General features: G+C 67.3%; 13 protein-coding genes and 1 pseudogene. 3 read left to right on the top strand and 11 right to left on the bottom strand.

From position 1 onward, the window contains the following. Position 1: 1 nt before the first annotated feature. From mutL to ileS, 7 genes are all read right to left on the bottom strand, one after another. Positions 2–1855, bottom strand: a complete 1854-nt coding sequence (gene mutL, locus DRB17_RS17565) for a DNA mismatch repair endonuclease MutL (RefSeq protein WP_114583540.1) — start codon at positions 1853–1855, stop codon at positions 2–4. After that, entirely contained in the window at positions 1852–3162 is a 1311-nt protein-coding gene (locus DRB17_RS17560; RefSeq protein ID WP_206607933.1) for a glucose-6-phosphate isomerase, read from the bottom strand. The genes mutL and DRB17_RS17560 overlap by 4 nt, the downstream gene beginning before the upstream one ends. Before the next feature lie 60 nt (positions 3163–3222). Beyond that, the gene (locus tag DRB17_RS17555) at positions 3223–4578 is read right to left on the bottom strand and encodes a M16 family metallopeptidase (protein ID WP_114583539.1); all 1356 of its coding nucleotides are present in this window, start codon (positions 4576–4578) and stop codon (positions 3223–3225) included. A gap of 13 nt (positions 4579–4591) precedes the next feature. Further along, the gene (locus tag DRB17_RS17550; protein WP_114583538.1) at positions 4592–5959 is read right to left on the bottom strand and encodes a M16 family metallopeptidase; all 1368 of its coding nucleotides are present in this window, start codon (positions 5957–5959) and stop codon (positions 4592–4594) included. A gap of 170 nt (positions 5960–6129) precedes the next feature. Continuing rightward, the gene (locus DRB17_RS17545; protein WP_114583537.1) at positions 6130–6708 is read right to left on the bottom strand and encodes a DUF3035 domain-containing protein; all 579 of its coding nucleotides are present in this window, start codon (positions 6706–6708) and stop codon (positions 6130–6132) included. Between the two features lie 34 nt (positions 6709–6742). Then, entirely contained in the window at positions 6743–7216 is a 474-nt protein-coding gene (gene lspA, locus DRB17_RS17540; RefSeq protein ID WP_114583536.1) for a signal peptidase II, read from the bottom strand. A gap of 14 nt (positions 7217–7230) precedes the next feature. Beyond that, positions 7231–10077 carry an isoleucine--tRNA ligase gene (gene ileS, locus DRB17_RS17535; protein ID WP_114583535.1) on the bottom strand — a complete coding sequence of 949 codons (2847 nt, stop codon included), beginning with the start codon at positions 10075–10077 and terminating at the stop codon, positions 7231–7233. A 250-nt stretch (positions 10078–10327) separates the two neighbouring features. Here ileS and DRB17_RS17530 point away from each other — a divergent pair, with 250 nt between their 5' ends. Further along, positions 10328–10942 carry a class I SAM-dependent methyltransferase gene (locus DRB17_RS17530; protein WP_161958881.1) on the top strand — a complete coding sequence of 205 codons (615 nt, stop codon included), beginning with the start codon at positions 10328–10330 and terminating at the stop codon, positions 10940–10942. A gap of 27 nt (positions 10943–10969) precedes the next feature. Here the strand turns inward: DRB17_RS17530 and DRB17_RS17525 are convergent, their stop codons facing one another. The 3 genes and pseudogenes from DRB17_RS17525 to DRB17_RS17515 all read right to left on the bottom strand — a co-directional run. Next, the gene (locus tag DRB17_RS17525) at positions 10970–11389 is read right to left on the bottom strand and encodes a DUF6647 family protein (protein WP_114583533.1); all 420 of its coding nucleotides are present in this window, start codon (positions 11387–11389) and stop codon (positions 10970–10972) included. A gap of 151 nt (positions 11390–11540) precedes the next feature. Continuing rightward, positions 11541–12530 carry a bifunctional riboflavin kinase/FAD synthetase gene (locus DRB17_RS17520; protein ID WP_114583532.1) on the bottom strand — a complete coding sequence of 330 codons (990 nt, stop codon included), beginning with the start codon at positions 12528–12530 and terminating at the stop codon, positions 11541–11543. A gap of 295 nt (positions 12531–12825) precedes the next feature. Further along, positions 12826–13248 (bottom strand): annotated as a pseudogene (locus DRB17_RS17515) (MaoC family dehydratase); the annotation flags it as partial. Positions 13249–13492: 244 nt separating this feature from the next. On the opposite strand from DRB17_RS17515, the gene DRB17_RS17510 reads away from it, so the two are divergent. Beyond that, positions 13493–13987: a DUF2846 domain-containing protein gene (locus DRB17_RS17510; RefSeq protein ID WP_114583530.1), complete on the top strand. Its 495-nt coding sequence runs from the start codon at positions 13493–13495 to the stop codon at positions 13985–13987. A 475-nt stretch (positions 13988–14462) separates the two neighbouring features. Continuing rightward, a complete protein-coding gene (locus tag DRB17_RS17505; protein WP_114583529.1) occupies positions 14463–16112 on the top strand; it encodes a BCCT family transporter in 1650 nt (549 codons plus the stop codon). Positions 16113–16383: 271 nt separating this feature from the next. Here DRB17_RS17505 and DRB17_RS17500 read toward each other — a convergent pair whose 3' ends face one another. Next, positions 16384–16563 carry a hypothetical protein gene (locus tag DRB17_RS17500; protein ID WP_114583528.1) on the bottom strand — a complete coding sequence of 60 codons (180 nt, stop codon included), beginning with the start codon at positions 16561–16563 and terminating at the stop codon, positions 16384–16386. Positions 16564–17002 lie beyond the last annotated feature (439 nt).

The raw sequence follows: 17002 nt of genomic DNA, 5'->3' as shown, positions 1-17002 counted from the left end.
CCTACCGGCGGCCGAAGAGCTTTTCGATGTCGGCCAGTTTCAGTTCGACGTAGGTCGGCCGGCCGTGGTTGCACTGGCCGGCGTAGGGCGTGGCTTCCATCTGCCGCAGCAGGGCGTTCATTTCCTCCACCGTCAGGCGGCGGCCGGAGCGCACGGAGCCGTGGCAGGCCATGGTGGAGCAGACCTCTTCCAGCCGCTCTTTCAGGGAGAGCGTCTGGTCCAGTTCGGCCAGCTCGTCCGCCAGGTCGCGCAGCAGGCCCTGCACGTCGGGCTCGCCCAGCAGTGCCGGCACTTCGCGCACGACAAGCGCGCCGCCGCCAAAGGATTCGATGACGAGGCCCAGGTCGGCAAGCTCCCCGGCGCGCGCGGCGAGGCGTTCCGCCGCCGGCTCGTCCATCTCCACGACCTCGGGAATCAGCAGCATCTGTCGGGCGACGCCACGCTCGGCAAGCTGGCTTTTCATCCGCTCATACACCAGACGCTCGTGCGCGGCGTGCTGGTCGACGATGACGATGCCGTCGCCGGTCTGCGCGACGACGTAGTTCTCATGCAGTTGCGCCCGTGCCGCACCCAGGGGATGCGCGGTGACGTCCACGGCGCCCTCCGCCACAGCCTGCGCCGCCGCATCCGGCTCCACCTCCGCCCGCGCCGAGGGCTGGGCATCCAGGCCCGGCAGCGGCGCGTGGTAGGCCGCCGCGGCCTCCGCCATCCCCGCACCCGCATAGCCGCCGGAATAGGGCTGCGCCGGGCGGTAGGCGTAGGATGGACCAGCGCCTCCCCCACCACCGGCCTGCGGTCCCTGGCGCGGCTGGAACGCGCCGAGCGCGGCCTCGCCCACCGTCGTCGAGGCGCGGTGCCCGGCGCCCGCCAGGGCGTGCTTGCAGGCGCTGACGATCAGGCCGCGCACGAGGCCCGGATCGCGGAAGCGGACTTCCGCCTTCGCCGGATGGACGTTCACGTCCACCGCCGCCGCCGGACACGCCAGGAACAGTGCCACCAGCGGATGCCGGTCGCGCGCCAGCAGGTCTTGATAGGCGCCCCGGATGGCGCCGTGCAGCAGCCTGTCCTTCACCGGGCGGCCGTTGACGAAGAGGTACTGCATCTGCGCATTCGCGCGGTTCAGCGTGGGCAGCGCGATGTGCCCGGTGAGGCGCAGGTCCTCCCGCGTGGCGTCGATGGCCAGGGCGTTCTGCGCGAATTCCCGGCCTATGACGCCGGACAGCCGCGTCAGCCGGGCCTCGAACAGCTCGCCGTCGGCGGACGGCAGGCGCAGCAGCGTTCGCTCGCCTTCCTTGACGGTGAAGCCGACGTGCGGGTGCGCCATCGCCAGTCGCTGCATCGCGTCGACGACGTGCTGCGTCTCGGTACGCGGCTGCTTCAGGAACTTCAGGCGCGCGGGCGTGGCATAGAACAGATCCCGCACCTCCACCCGCGTGCCCTTGGGAAGGGCCGCCGGCGCCGGTTCGCCCTTGGCGCCGCCTTCCACCGCGATCTGCCAGGCCTCGTTGGCGCCACTGGCACGGCTGGTCACGGTGAGGCGCGCGACCGCGCCGATGGACGGCAGCGCCTCGCCCCGGAAGCCCAGGGAGGCGATGTTCACCAGATCGTCGCCGTCCAGCTTCGACGTGCAATGCCGCTCGACCGCGAGGTCCAGTTCCTCCGGCGTCATGCCCCGGCCGTCGTCCTGCACCACGATGGCCGCCCGGCCGCCGTCGCGCAGGGAGACGTCCACCTGCCGCGCGCCGGCGTCCAGCGCGTTTTCCACCAGCTCCTTCACCGCCGCCGCCGGCCGCTCGACAACCTCGCCGGCGGCGATGCGGTTGATCAGGCCGTCGGGCAGGCGACGCAGGCTCACGACACGCCCTCTCCCTGCAGGTATCGGCGCGTCAGGCGCTTGCCGTCCTCCACCGCCGGCTGGTCATAGGCATTGACGCCCATGAGATGCGCCGCGATGGCGGTTTCCAGCATGAAATGCATGAACAGCGCGCCCAAGGTGCCCTCGTCCAGCCGCTCCACCCGGATCTGGCGCACCGGCCGGCCGTAGCCGATCAGGGTCTCCGCCGTCGCGCGCGACTCGGCGGTGAACAGCTCGCCCATGGTGCGACCCTGCAGATAGCCCGTCTCCGGGTGGTCGAGGATATCCGGATCGACCGGGCGTCCCGCCTCGGCCATCCCGGCATCGACAAGGGTGAAGAGCTTGTCCGCCGGACCGTCCAGGTAAAGCTGCAACTGGCTGTGCTGATCCACCGTGCCCAGCGCATCGACGGGCGTCGTGCCGTTGCCTTCCTTGCCCAGGCTTTCCGCCCACAACTGCCGGTACCAGCGGGCAAACCAGAACAGCCGGTCGCAATAGGGCATCAGCACCGACTGCGAGACCATGCGCTCGTTGGCAAGGCCCACCTGGATCGCCGCGCCGACGGCGGGTGCCGCGCCGGCCGCATCCTTCGCCTCCAGGGCCTGTTCCAGCACCGCCGCCGCGCCGGTGCGCAGCGCCGCCGTGTCGAGGCCCAGCAGCAGCGCCGGCAGCATGCCCGTGGACAGCACCGAGAAACGCCCGCCCAGGCCCGGATCGTGGTCGATATGCGGCAGGCTGAAACGCTCGGCGATGCGGGAAAGCGGGCTGTCCTTCGGCTCCGTCATCACCGCGACGTGGCGCTTCAGCGCGTCCTCGCCCAAGGCCGCGCGCAGACGATCGATGACGACGGCAAGCTGACACAGCGTCTCCGCCGTCCCGCCGGACTTCGAGATCGCGAAGACGCCGGTGCGGGCGGGATCGACGGCGGCAAAGAGCGCCTGGAAGGTGTCCGGGTCGACGTTGTCCAGGAAGTGCACGCGCGGGCTGCCCACCGGCGGGCCGAAACCCCGGTCGGCCAGCGCCGCGATGGCTTGCCCGCCCAACGAGGAGCCGCCGGTGCCCAGCACGACGACGTCGTCGAACGCGCCGCGATACCGTGCGGCAAGCGTCGCCAGCGGCCCCAGGTCGTCGCGCCGGGACGGAAGTGTCAGGAATGGCAGCGCGCCGTCCGCACGCGCCCTGCGAAGCTGCTCCAGCGCAGGGCCGCAGCCGTGCAGAAGGCGCGCATAGGCGTCTTTCGTCAGACCGCCCTCGCCGATTCGTTCGGCGAAGCAGGCGGTCACGTCATGGAGATACGGTGCGCTCACGATGCCGCCCAATCTACCAGAGTCGCGCCCGCCGCTCCATGCGGGTGCGGCGCGGAATGGCTAACTTCTCCCGCCGGGTGCGGGACGCGTGGCCTCGACGCCCTCCGGCTTTCCGACAACGACGACCGCAAGATTATCGGGGTTCAGAAGCTCAGAGGCGACGCGGCGTGCCTGCTCCAGTGTCACCTTCTCGATCAGCTCCTTGCGGCGGTCGATATAGTCGATGCCGAGATTCTCAAGCTGCATGGCGGTCAGGATGCCGGCGATGCTGCCGGTGCTCGACAGGCGCAGCGGGAACGAGCCGGTCATGTAGGTCTTGGCATCCGCCAGCTCTTCCGCCGTCGGGCCTTCTTCGGCCATGCGGCGCCATTCCTCACGCACCACGGACAGCGCCTGGCCCACCGAGGCGTTGGACGTGCCAAGCCCCCCGGCGACCAGCGCACCGTGGTCCATCGGCTGCAGGTAGGTATAGATCGAATAGACCAATCCCCGCTTTTCGCGTACCTCTTCGTAGAGGCGCGAGGCGAAACTGCCGCCGCCAAGAACATACTCCACGAGGTTCGCGGCGTAATAGTCCGGGTCGTCGCGGCGGATGCCGTTGTGGGCGAAAGCGATCCAGGACTGCGGCACCGGCTCCTCGATCACCACGATATCGCCCTCGCCCCTGGCCTCGACCTCGGGCACGGGCGGCAAGTCGCCGTTGCTTTCCGGCAGGTCGCCGAAAGCCTTGTCCAGCAGGGGCTTCAGTTCGGCCGGCGTGATGTCGCCGGCGACGCCGACCACAAGCCGGTCGCGGGCGAAGCGGGTGGCGGCGAATTCCTGCATATCCGCACGGGTCACCGCCTTTACGCTGTCCTGCGTCCCCTCCACGGGCCGGCCATAGGGATGGTCGGGAAAGACGACGCGGTCCAGCGTCCGGTTGGCGATGGACGAGGGGTCCTGCGACTTGCGCGCCAAATTTGCCAGGATTTGGCTCTTGATGCGGCGGATCGGCTCCTCGTCGAAGCGGGGTTGCGCCAATGACAGGGAAAGCAGCCCGATCGCCTTGTCCAGGTTCTCCTTCATCGTCTGCAGGGACCCGCGGAAGGAATCCCGGCCGACGTCGAATGACAGCTTGATGGCGTCCTCGGCCAGCTTCCGTTGGAATGCCTGGCTGTCCAGGTCGCCGGCCCCCTCGTCCAGCAGGCCCGATACGACGTTGGCAAGGCCGGCCTTGCCCTCCGGGTCCAGCGATGCCCCGCCCCGGAACGCGAGCTCCAGCGACACGATGGGGTTGGAGTGGTCCTCCACCAGCCACGCCTCGATACCGCCGTCGGAGACGACACGCCGCACCTCGACGGCGCGGGCGGAGGTTGCGGCGAATGCGGCCAGGACCAGCCCCGCGATCAGGGCGGTCGCGCGAATGCGCAAGCTCATTTCTCGCGGCTCCCTAGCTTGTCGGCTTCGACTTGAGTACGGAGGTGACGGAGTGATCGGGCCGCAGCACCTGCCGGGCCGCCTTCTCCACGTCCTCCGGCGTCACCTCGGCGATGCGTTCCGGCCACGCCTCGACGTCGGCCACGCTTTGCCCGGTGGTGAGCGCGCGGCCGAAGATGCGCGGCGCGTTGAACACGCTGTCGCGGGCGTAGACCGCGTTGGCGCGCAGCCGCTGCTTGGCGTCCTCGATCTCCTCGGCGTTCACGCCGTCCTTCAGCAACGCCTCGATCTCGGCGCGCAGGGCGTCCTCGGCCTTGTCGATGTCAATGTCCTGACGCGGCGTGATGTAGAAACCGAAGTTCGTCGTGTCCCATCGCTCGGGGCTGTACCAGCTTCCGGCGGACGCGGCGACGGCCTGCTCGACCACCAGCGCGCGGTAAAGACGGCTCGTCGGACCGCCGCCCAGAACCTCGCTCAACACTTCCAGCGCATAGGCGGAGCCGTCCTCGTCGGTGCGATAGCTGGGTGCGAGATAGCGGATGGCGACCTGCGGCTGCCCGACCTGCGCGCTTTCCAGCTCGACGCGGCGCGGCGCGCTCTGCTCCGGCTCCTGCACACGCTGGCGAGCAGGTGTATCCGCGCGCGGGATCGGCCCATAGTACTTCTCGGCGAGCGGACGCACCTCGTCCGCGGTCACGTCGCCGGCGACGATCAGCACCGCGTTGTTGGGGGCGTACCAGCGCTCATAGTATGCTTTCGCGTCTTCCAGCGTGATGCTCTTCAGCTCGTTCTCCCAGCCAATGATCGGCGTGCCGTAGGGATGGTGAAGGTAGAGCGAGGCCGAGGTCATCTCCGAGAGCTTGGAGGCCGGGTCGTTGCCGACGCGCTGATGGCGCTCCTCCAGCACCACCATGCTTTCGGTGCGCACCTGCTCGGGCGTGAGCGCCAGGTTCTCCATGCGGTCGGCTTCCAGCTTCATGATCAGCTCAAGCCGGTCGCGCGCCACGCTCTGGTAGTAGCCGGTGTAGTCATAGCTGGTGAAGGCGTTCTCCCGCCCGCCGTTGCGCGCGACGATTTCGGAGAACTGTCCGTCCGGATACTGCTCCGTGCCCTTGAACATCAGATGTTCCAACACGTGCGCCAGCCCGGACTTGCCGCGCGGCTCGTCGGCGCTGCCGACCTTGTACCACAGCATCTGGGTCACGATCGGTGCGCGGCGGTTGGTGACCACCACGACCTGAAGGCCGTTGTCGAGGGTGAAAGTGGTGGGGTCGAATATCCGGGCGCGCGCCGCCTGTGGCGCGGCAATGGAGAGCACGACCACGGCCAGCGCCACGGCCACCGCGGTCACACTGGCCGGAAGCAAGCGAATTCGCGGCATCGGAACTCCCGTTTCGCGCATGATGAAAGCACCGCCACCGGCAATATGGCGCCGACGGCGGCAAAGGGCAACGCGGCAGCAGGCCACGAAACCAAGGCAACTTCATGACGAAGCGTTCGTGGATGGCCGCCCGCCGGCAAGCGCCGGCGGAACCAGCCTGGCGAAAGCGGCTAGAAGATGCCTTCCAGCAGGCCCCGCTCCTTGCGCTCGATGGTCGGCGTGTCGCCCTGGGTGACGTTTTCGCCCAACGCGGCATTCTCCTGCAGGCGGCGGGCCTCCTCCTGGGCATCCACGAGCTCTTCCGGCCGTTGCGGATCGCGCCAGAACACCAGCGTGTCGACGAAGCTTTGCGCCTCCTCGTTCATCTGGCGTGTCTCGGCGTCGACAAGCTGACGGATGTCGTTCGGCGCATTGTCGGCACCGGCGCGGCCAAGCAGAGCCTTCTCGCCCTGGGACAGGCCGGGTGCGTCCTGATAGGAGGGTCGGTTCGAGTCGTCGTCGCGGCCGAACACGGTCTGCGAGGCCTGCTGCCGCGGCGTGCCCTCCTGCGGCCTGGTCGAGCCGGGCTGCGGGGGCCGAAGCTGATACTCCGGCGGCAGGCTGAGCGGAGCACGAGAGACCACCCGGAACTCATCGGGCGGGTTCTTGTTCATGCCAAGCTGATCGCGAACCTTGTCGCAACCAGAGACGGCCAGCGCCAGGCAGCCGACAGCCACAAGGGCCGTGTGTCGCAATCGCACCGAAATCATTCGCCCGTCATCCCCAATACAAGGCTGGACATATTTATGCTTTTTCCGCCCGATCGTGCAAGATGGCGTCCAATACAAGCATCGCGACACCTATCGTGATGGCGCTGTCGGCCACATTAAAGGCCGGCCAATGCCAGCCGCCCACGTGGAAATCCAGAAAGTCCACCACCGCGCCGAACCGCAGCCGGTCGATCACGTTGCCGAGCGCGCCGCCGACAATGAGGCCTATGCCCAGGCTCGGCAACAGCCCTTGCACCGCGCGATGCAGCCACACAAGAAGACCCCCGGCGACCACAGCGCCGAAAGCCGCCAGCACCCAGGACTGCCAGCCCGCCGAATTTCCCAGCAAGCCGAAGCTGATGCCGCGGTTCCAGACCAGCACGAGGTTGAAGAATCCGGTCACCTCGATGATGCGTGGTGGATCCATCACCTTGGCCAGGATCAGCCACTTCGTGACTTGATCCGAAACCAGAACCGCCCCCGCGACGATAAGCGCCAGACGTAGCATCCCGCCGGCCGGCCTTACCCGACCGCCACGCCGAGATGCTTCACCGCATCGGCGCAGCGCCCGCAGGTGTCGGGCGCCGCCGCATCCCGTCCGACATCCGGCAGGACCTGCCAGCAGCGCTGGCACTTGCTGCCCTCCGCCAGTTCCGGCACCACGGCCACGCCCGGCACGTCGTCCAGGGTGAAGGCGCCGGCGGGCGCCGGCTCGCCGGACACCGTCACAGCCGAGGTGATGCAGATCTCGGCCAGGTCGACATCGGCCACCGCCTCCGCCAGTTCGGAATCGGCGATATGAACCGTCGGGTGCGCCTGCAGGCTGGAGCCGATGCGCTTCTCCGCCCGCTCCAACTCCAGCGCGCCGGTGACCACGCGGCGCACGCGGCGCACCTTGTCCCACTTCGCCTGCAAGCCGGCGTCGCGCCAGCCCGCCGGGACTTCGGGGAAGGTGCGCAGGTGCACGCTTTCCTCCGGTCCGCCGCCGCGCGCCCACCAGGCCTCTTCGGCGGTGAAGCAGGTGATCGGTGCAAGCCACGCCGTCAGGCAGTCGAACAGCTTGTCCAGCACCGTCCGGCAGGCCCGGCGGCGCGTCGAATCCGGGCGGTCGCAGTACAGGCTGTCCTTGCGGACGTCGAAGTAGAAGGCCGAAAGGTCGACGGCGCAGAAGTGATACAGCTCCCGGTAGATGGTCATGTAGTCGTAGCGGCGGCAGCCCTCGCGCACCACGCTATCCAGCTCGGCCATCCGGTGCAGGACCCAACGCTCCAGCTCGGGCATCTCCGACTCCGGCAGGCGCTCCTCCCCCGCGAAATCGGCCAGGTTGCCGATCAGGTAGCGCAGCGTGTTGCGCAGTCGGCGATAGGCGTCGACCTGATAGCGCAGGATCTCCTCGCCAATGCGCAGGTCCTCGCTGTAGTCCGAGGCGACGACCCACAGCCGCAGGATGTCCGCGCCCTTCTCGCTCATCACGTCCTGCGGGGCGATCACGTTGCCCAGCGACTTCGACATCTTGTGACCCTTGGCGTCCAGCACGAAGCCGTGGGTCAACACCCCGTCGAAGGGTGCGCGCCCGCGCGTGCCGGCCGACTCCAGCAGCGAGGTATGGAACCAGCCGCGATGCTGGTCCGAGCCTTCGAGGTAGAGCGAGGCCGGCCACTTCAGTTCCGGCCGCGCCTCCAGAACGAAGGCGTGGGTGGAGCCGCTGTCGAACCAGACCTCGACGATGTCGCGCACCTGCTCGTAGTCGGCCGGGTCGTAGTCGTCGCCCAGGAAGCGCTTCGGATCGCTGTCGAACCAGGCATCGCCGCCTTCCTGCTCGAACGCCTGGGCGATTCGCTCGATCACTGCCGGATCGCGCAGCGGCTCGCCGGTCTTGCGGTCGACGAACAGCGGCAGCGGTACGCCCCACCAGCGCTGGCGCGAGACGCACCAGTCCGGGCGGGTTTCGATCATCGAGCGCAGCCGCGCCTTGCCGGCCGGCGGATAGAAGTCGGTCTCGTCGATGGCCGCCAGCGCCTTGTCGCGCAGACCGTTCGTGTCCATCGAAATGAACCACTGCGGCGTCACCCGGTGGATCAGCGGCGCCTTGGAGCGCCAGGAATGCGGATAGCTGTGGCGCTGCCGGCCCTGCTGCATCAACGCGCCGGCGCCCTTCAACACCTCGATGATGCGGGCGTTGGCGTCGCCTTCCTTGCCGTCGGGCTTGTAGATCCGCGTCCCGGCGAAAAGCGGGACGTTGTCGCGGAAGACGCTGTCGTCGTCCACGTTCTCGGGGATTTCCAGCCCGTGCTTGCGCGCAAGCAGCCAGTCGTCGGTGCCGTGGCCCGGACCGACGTGGACGAACCCGGTGCCCTGTTCCATCGTCACGAAGTCGCCCGGCAGCACCGGCACGTCGAACTCGTAGCCCTGGCCGCGCAGCGGGTGGGCGCAGACCGTGCCCTCAAGCTCGGCGGCCGACAGCTCGGCGACCACCTCGTAATCCGTCAGCTTCGCGTCGTGCGCCACCTGCTCCAGCAGGTCTTTCGCCACCGCCAGCCGCTCGCCGGGCACAACCAGATCGTTCTCGCCGGCAGCCTTCACCTGGATGACGACGTAGGTGGAATTCGGCGAGAAGGCGACGGCGCGGTTGCCGGGGATGGTCCACGGCGTCGTCGTCCAGATCAGGATCCTGGCGCCGTCCAGCGCCGGCGCACCGGCCTGCACGACCGGGAAACGCACCCAGATCGTGTGGGAGGTGTGGTCGTGGTATTCTACCTCCGCGTCGGCCAGGGCCGTCTTCTCCGCCACCGACCAAAGGACCGGACGGGCGCCGCGATAGAGGCCGCCGCCGACCAGGAACTTGCCAAGCTCGCGCACGATCTGCGCCTCGGCATCGTAGCTCATGGTCGTATAGGGCTTTTCCCAGTTGCCCAGGACGCCCAGGCGCTTGAACTCCTCGATCTGGATGCCGATCCACTTGTCGGCGAACTCGCGGCACTCGCGCCGGAACTCGGTGACGGGCACCTTGTCCTTGTCGCGGCCCTGCGCGCGATAGCCTTCCTCCACCTTCCACTCGATGGGCAGGCCGTGGCAGTCCCAGCCGGGCACGTAATGGGCGTCGTAGCCCAGCATTTGCATGCCACGGTTGATGACATCCTTCAGGATCTTGTTGAGCGCATGGCCCATGTGCAGATGGCCGTTCGCGTACGGCGGGCCGTCGTGCAGGATGTATTTCTCGCGTCCCTCGGACACCTCCCGCACCTTTGCGAAGAGGTCCATATCCTCCCACGCGCGCAGGGTTTCCGGCTCGCGCTGGGGCAGGCGCGCGCGCATCGGAAAGCTGTCGGCGCGTGGCAGGAAGACGGTCGATTTATAGTCGACGCTCATGACGATTCACCTTGAATGCGATCCCGCACGATCGAAAAGCCGGCCGACGCACGGAAAAACGCGTCCCGACGGCGGGCCGCGCGAATGTAGCAACGCGCCGCCCACGGTCAAGGCAAAGGCTTGCGGGCAACACATTTCCGTCTCTTGACGGCCAGTGTCATACTGGTGAAATCAATATCCCTAACTATGTATGCAGTCGTCACGTCGTTGCGAACCGCGCCTTTCGCTGCATTCTTCCGGGGGGCATGTGATGACCTCGCAGACCACGGAGATCGGCCTTTTCCTGCGCCGGTGGCTGGCCCATCCGTTGCGCGTCGGGGCGATCATGCCAAGTTCACGGGCCCTGGCGCGCCTGGTGGCGCGGAACGCGGTCACCTCGCCGGACGACACCGTGGTCGAACTGGGCGCGGGCACCGGAACCGTGACGCGTGCACTTGTGGAGGCCGGCCTGGACGAGGGCCGGCTGGTCCTGATCGAGCTGGACCGCGACCTTGTCGCCTATCTACGCCGACGCTTTCCCAGCGCGACGGTGATCGAGGGCGACGCCAGCCGCCCGTACGACATTCTGCCGCGTGACTCGATCGGCAAGGTGGATACGGTGATCTCGGGCATTCCCGCCCTGCAGTTCCCCCTGGAAAAGCAGCGGCAGTTCATCGGCCAGTGTTTCGCCGCCATGCGCGCGGACGGCCAACTCCTGCAGTACACTTACTCGCTGGCCTCGCCACTGCCGACGGCGCCGCTGAAGCTCTCGGGCAAGCGCCTCGGGCTCGCCTTCGCCAACGTCCCGCCAGCCCATCTATGGGGTTACACGCCGCTGGAAGGCAGCGGCATCGGCGAAGCGGCCGCCGGGGAAGCAGCGGAGTAATGTGCGGCCTGCACCCCCGCGCGCCCGTCAGCACCGCGTCAGCGCATGGTAGAACAGGCCGTTCAGGCCCAGCACCTCGAACAGGTCGCCGCCGCGTTCCTCAAGCCACCCGGCCTGTGCCTCGTAGGCCACGCGTTCACGCGCCCCTCGGCACGGGTACCGCCGCCCGGATGTCGCCTGCATGTGGTGCACAAGCTCATGCACCAGGATGGAGCGGTCGCGCAGGTCGCCCGCGTCCCAGCCGTGGCGCAGCAGGATGGTGCCCGACTTGGCGTGATAGAGAGCAAGATAGCTGCGCGCCATCGTCGAATCGTAATTGCCTTCCGGGTGAGCCAATGTCGCCATCTCGCGCGGCGTGACGTGGACTACCTCCGGCACGGCATTGGGAACGGGAAGTCCCGTCGCCCCCGAGATCCAGACCATGGCGGCAATCAGCAAAGCCTGCATGCCAGCCGCTCCGGCATGATACCGTGGCCGGCGATGGATGAACGTAAGCCCGGCAAGGCTTCAACGATCGGCCGACCCATCTGGAATTATAACCAGACCAGCAGGCGCGACGACGACTCTTTTCTTCGATGATTCTCACGCAACGCCGCGATCAGGTGGCGCCGGCGGCGAAACCTGCCCCGGCAGGGCCCTCCGGCCTTGGTTCCGCGGCCAGCACCCGGCGCGCGGCGGCGCAGTCCTCGGCGATCCGGGCCTGCAGCGCCTCCAGGCTGTCGAAGGTATGGTCGCCGCGGATGAACTCGAACAGGCGGACCCGCAGGTGCTGTCCATACAGGTCGGGGCTGACGTCGAACAGGTAGGTCTCCAGCAGAACGCCCTCGCCCGCGACCGTCGGGCGGCGGCCGACATAGGCGACGCCGTCGAGCCAACGGGTCGCCGTGCCCTCGTCCACGCCGGCACGCACGGCATAAATGCCGTGGGCCGGCTCCAGATAATCGGCGAGCGCGACGTTCGCCGTGGGAAAGCCGATGTCGCGGCCAAGCTTGGCGCCGTGATCGACGCGTCCTTCCACCTCCCACGGGCGGCCGAGCAGGCGGGCCGCCTCGCGCGGCTGTCCCTCGCGCAGAAGCTGGCGCACGCAGCTGGAGGAGATGATCCGGCCGTTCTCGTCGGCCACCGGACCGAGCGCGCTGACGCCGAATCCATGGCGCTCGCCCATCTCGCGCAGGAACGCAATGTCCCCCTTGCGCTTGTGCCCGAAGCGGAAATCCTCGCCGACGACCACGTGGCACGTCGCCAGATCGCGCACGAGGATTTCCTCGACGAACTCTTCCGCCGTCTTGCGGGCGAACGACAGGTCGAAATGCAGGACGAAAAGGTGCTCCAGTCCCAGGCCCTCCATGACGCGCGTGCGCGTGCGCAACGAGGACAGCCGGAAGGGCGCGAGGTCCGGCTGGAAGACCTGGCGCGGGTGCGGCTCGAACGTCAAGACCGTCGCCACGGCGCCGCGCCGGCGGGCCTGCTCGCCCGCGTGCGCCAGGACGGCCTGATGGCCGCGATGGACGCCGTCGAAGTTGCCAATGGCGACAACGCTGCCGCGCGCGTCGTCGGGAAGATCGTGCGTGTGGCGGAAAACGGCCATGACCTCGGCTTGCAGCTATCGTTCCATGCGCCGGCGGAAAAGCGGGCTGGCCGTCGGGCAACGGTGCCCGCCGTGCGCCGGCGGCGCTACGATAGCGTTGACGGAGCCGCAAGAGTAGGGGCGAAGCCGCGAATATTGTCCCCCGGAAAACGCGCGGCGGGGACGAATGCCTTGCCGCCCGGCCGTCGTCGCGGCCAGGCTACCCGGCGACTTCGGGCTGCTGCGAACGCGATCCGGCGGCCGGCGGCACCGCACCCGCCTCGGCGTCGGCCTTCGGCTTGCCCTCGACAGCGGCGCGGCTGTTCAGCATCAGCTTGGCCTCGCCGTCCAGGACGACGTTGTCGTCGACGGTGCAGATGGTCTCGACCTTGATGCGCTTCTTCTCGCGGTCGACCTCGGTCACGGTGACGCGGGCGCGGACGGTGTCGCCCACCTTCACCGGCGCACGGAAGTTCAGCGTCTGGCTCATGTAGATGCAGCCCGGACCTGGCAGGCGGGTGCCCAGCACGGTGGAGATATAGCTGGCCGCCAGCATCCCGTGCGCGATACGACCCTTGAAGCGGGTCTGCTCCGCGAAGGCCTCGTTCAGATGCACGGGGTTGGTGTCCCCCGAGATGCCGGCGAACATCACGACATCGGCGTCGGTCACCGTCTTGCCGTAGCTGTCGGTCATGCCGACCTCGATGTCCTCGATGTAGTAACCATGCAGTTCCTGCATGTTCACACTCCCTCCACCATTGCGCCCTACGATAGTGTCCCGCACGCAATAATATTTCGGCATTGCTGCGCTGCGACATCATTTGTGTTGCACACGCTAACGTGCCGCCGATGGCCCCACAAGTGCTTTTTTGCAGCGCGAAGACGCGCATGGCGCGCATTCGACCCCTTCACAGCACTGCGTGCTTGCTGCCATATTCCCTCGCAACAGTTCGGGAGGGGAGCCGGACGGGAAGGGAGGGCCGATGAAGACGCTTCGCCGCCATGCCATCGAATGCGCCGCCGCCGCGGCGGTGCTGGCGACGGCGGCCTGCGGAACGCCGGACGGTCCCGCCATCGAATCCGCGCCCGCCGCGCTGGCGCCGCCGCCGGCGGGGCTGGGGCGCATCTACTTCTACCGGACGGCAAACCCGCTGCTGGCGATGGTGACGCCCGAGGTCGTCGTGAACGGCGCGCAGGTCGGCGTCCTGCACCCCGGCGAAGTGTTCTACCGCGATGCGGAACCGGGGCGTTACGAGGTCCTGGTCGATACCGCGGCGGAGGACGGCGTCGATTTCCGCCTGAAGGCGGGAACGCGGCGCTTCGTGCGGGTTGCGCCGTCCTGGGACTTCCTGGGCTGGAACCTTTCCGCCGGGCTGATCCCGCGCGCGAGGGCGGAGGACGATCTGCGCGGCCTTGCCGTTACCGACGGTTTCCCTGCCGATTCGGACACGGATTCGCACAGCGCGCGGGTCGAATGACGCGGGATGGGGGAGAACGTCGCCGGACGGGGGCCTGGCGTCCATATCGAGCGGAGGGAACAAGCATAGTCGCCTTTTCCGCACGCTTCGGACCTCACGCGCAAAGAAAGGCTATGAAATCGCACCTTGTCCCGACACGTCGCAATTTGCCAATCCAAGGTCTCCACGGCTAAACTGTTTGCTGAATTCGGGCCTTATCGTGCGACCCTGTGCGGAATATGCGGATCGTATCAAAGGACTTCCGCACACCCCGAAGAGGCGCCCCGGCCCCGTTCATGACGGTCGGGCGCGAGCGGATGCGGGTCAAGCCGTATCCACAACGGGCGGCAGCCGAGGATCCGGGGTTCAGCCCGGTCCGTCATGGGCGGTTGCCGTCAGGAACGCAACCGGCGGGCGCCGGCCGTGGGGGGGGGTTACAGGTCGTTTCCCGCGGGCGTCGTCCCCACGCAAGCAATGACGCAAGGGAGGGGGACCGATGATTGCCGAAAAAGGCTTTCTGAAAGGGCTCAACCCGACCGTCGCCGTGTGGTCCAAGTTCATCGTGTTCGCACTGGTGATCTTCGCGGCCGTATGGACGGAGACGGCGGGCGGCGTATTCTCGGCGGTCAAGGATTGGATGATCCATGCGCTCAAGTGGTATTACCTGGGCATTGTCGCGATCTTCCTGTTCTTTACGATCTATCTGATGTTCTCCCGGTTCGGGAACATCCGGCTGGGCGACGACGACGAACGACCCGAGTTCGGTTATTTCTCGTGGTTTTCCATGCTATTCGGCGCGGGCATGGGTATCGGCCTGGTGTTCTGGTCGATTGCCGAGCCGATCTATCACTTTCAGGGCAACCCTTTCATCGGCGACGGCATGTCGATCGCGGCGGAGACGCCGCGCGCGGCCCAGGTGGCGATGCGCCTGACGTTCTTCCACTGGGGTCTGCATCCCTGGGCGATCTACGTGATCGTCGGGCTGGCCCTGGCTTACTTCGCTTACCGGCGTAAGCTGCCGCTGACCATCCGTTCGTCGCTGTATCCGCTGATCGGCGAGCGGATCTATGGCCCCATCGGCCACGCCGCCGACATCCTGGCGATCTTCGGCACGGTGTTCGGCGTGGCGACCTCGCTGGGCCTCGGCGTGCAGCAGATGGCCACCGGCCTTTACGAACTGACGGGCGTCGGATTTTTTGTCACCGAGGTCACGAACGATGCCGGCGAGATAACGCGATCGCCGAATGACATCGCGATGCTGCTGTTGATCGCCATCATCTCGGCGGTGGCGACGCTCTCGGTGGTTTCCGGCGTCGGCAAGGGCGTGAAGATCCTGTCCGAGCTGAACCTGTGGCTGTCGATCGCCATCCTGGTGTTCCTGATTGTCTTCGGGCCTACGCGTTACCTCTTGAACCTGTTCCTGCAGTCCACGGGCGATTACCTGGCCCATGTGGTGCCGCTCAGCATGTGGGCGGACGCCAACCTGGACCGGCCTTGGCAGGGCTGGTGGACGGCCTTCTACTGGGGCTGGTGGATCGCCTGGGCGCCGTTCGTGGGCATGTTCATCGCCCGGATCAGCCGCGGCCGCACGATCCGCGACTTCGTGATCGGCGTGCTGATCGTGCCGACGCTGCTGGCGTTCGTCTGGATCACGCTGTTCGGCGGTACCGCGCTGCACATCGAGATCTTCGGCGAGGGCGGCATCTCCGAGGCGGTCAGCCAGGATCTGACAAGCGCTCTGTACGTCACCTTCGACAAGATGGACGTCGGGGTTGTCGGCACGATCTTCTCAGCCGTGGCGACGCTCCTGATCGCGACCTACTTCGTGACCTCGTCCGACTCCGGCACGCTGGTGGTGAACACCCTGCTGTCGATGGGCGATCCGGAGCCGCCGATGGTCCACCGCATCATCTGGGGCCTGTCGGAGGGCGCCGTCGCCGCCGTGCTTCTGTTGGCCGGCGGTCTCTCGGCGTTGCAGACCGCCTCGATCACCGCGGCACTACCATTCTCGGTGATCATGATCTTCATGTGCATCGGCTTGATGCAGTCGCTGCGCACTGAAGTGCCTGGACCGCAGTACGCCGGCACCGGCGTGCGTGTCAGCGGCGGCCTGGACGAACAGGCCGATCAGCCGCGCCGCGGCTGATCCGCGATAGCGGCTTCAAATCCGCCGACGGGAAGGCGTCGGGACTCCGGTCCCGGCGCCTTCGCTTTTCCGGGAAACCGCCGAACTGCGGCTGGCGCACCGGCACGCGAAAACAGCCCGGCGCGCGTCGCGGGCCGGGGATTCAGTGTCGAGGCTTACAACGAAAGCTTACTGGAGGGGTGGCGCGTGGCCGCACCAATCGTCGGCCGGGCGGCGCTGGAAAGGCCGAAACCGGCGCGGCCACGCGACGGGCTCGCTTACGCGGCCCCACTCATCCGGCCTGCTTCTTCCGGGCCAGATTCTCCAACAGGTCGGCATGCTGCGCCAGCAGACTGCTCCGCGACTCCTCGCCCCGGAAGAAACCGTCCCGGACATTTGTGCCCAGAAGCGCGGTACGCACCACGGTCTCGCCAAGCAGCGGATCGAAGAGTGTCATTGCCGGCATCGTCATGCGACTCCATCATCCAGTGTCGAGGGTAAGATGCCTTCACCGGACGCCAATCACATTGACCCACGTCAAAACCGACGCAGGGCGGACGTAAAACGGACGGAAACGAGGCGGCCACCCCGTGACATCATGTTGACGGATGATGACGAATGATGACGTTTGCATACGGTAACGGAATCTCCCGCGGCGGCGTCGGTTCCTGGTTCATGCATCGCTCCCGTCGGTTCGTCGTGGAAAGTCGGACGGGCAGCGTAGCGGGGTTTGCGGAATAGGGCAATATTCCTAGTTCTTGAGTTCGTTCATTCAGGGGCGGGGAAGCTGCCCGCGTGAGCGGGGTGAGCAACTGTCTTTCATCATGCCGCTTTTGGCTGCCAGGGCGTGTTGTCGCGAAGCATGGCGTTGAGGATGGTGATCATCTTGCGCATGACGGCGACAATGGCGA

Source organism: Ferruginivarius sediminum (assembly GCF_003344765.1).
GTDB classification, from domain to species: Bacteria; Pseudomonadota; Alphaproteobacteria; order Kiloniellales; family Rhodovibrionaceae; genus Ferruginivarius; species Ferruginivarius sediminum.
The sequence above is the reverse complement of the archived record's forward strand: the minus strand, read 5'-3'. Positions and strand labels throughout refer to the sequence as shown.

Bases quoted from the DNA above. Each gene is read 5' to 3' on its own strand.
- DRB17_RS17555 (WP_114583539.1), bottom strand. From the start codon at position 4,578: ATGAGCTTGCGCATTCGCGCGACCGCCCTGATCGCGGGGCTGGTCCTG.
- lspA (WP_114583536.1), bottom strand. From the start codon at position 7,216: ATGCTACGTCTGGCGCTTATCGTCGCGGGGGCGGTTCTGGTTTCGGAT.
- ileS (WP_114583535.1), bottom strand. From the start codon at position 10,077: ATGAGCGTCGACTATAAATCGACCGTCTTCCTGCCACGCGCCGACAGC.
- DRB17_RS17550 (WP_114583538.1), bottom strand. From the start codon at position 5,959: ATGCCGCGAATTCGCTTGCTTCCGGCCAGTGTGACCGCGGTGGCCGTG.
- DRB17_RS17545 (WP_114583537.1), bottom strand. From the start codon at position 6,708: ATGATTTCGGTGCGATTGCGACACACGGCCCTTGTGGCTGTCGGCTGC.
- DRB17_RS17520 (WP_114583532.1), bottom strand. From the start codon at position 12,530: ATGGCCGTTTTCCGCCACACGCACGATCTTCCCGACGACGCGCGCGGC.
- DRB17_RS17505 (WP_114583529.1), top strand. From the start codon at position 14,463: ATGATTGCCGAAAAAGGCTTTCTGAAAGGGCTCAACCCGACCGTCGCC.
- DRB17_RS17530 (WP_161958881.1), top strand. From the start codon at position 10,328: ATGACCTCGCAGACCACGGAGATCGGCCTTTTCCTGCGCCGGTGGCTG.
- DRB17_RS17525 (WP_114583533.1), bottom strand. From the start codon at position 11,389: ATGCAGGCTTTGCTGATTGCCGCCATGGTCTGGATCTCGGGGGCGACG.
- DRB17_RS17510 (WP_114583530.1), top strand. From the start codon at position 13,493: ATGAAGACGCTTCGCCGCCATGCCATCGAATGCGCCGCCGCCGCGGCG.
- DRB17_RS17500 (WP_114583528.1), bottom strand. From the start codon at position 16,563: ATGACGATGCCGGCAATGACACTCTTCGATCCGCTGCTTGGCGAGACC.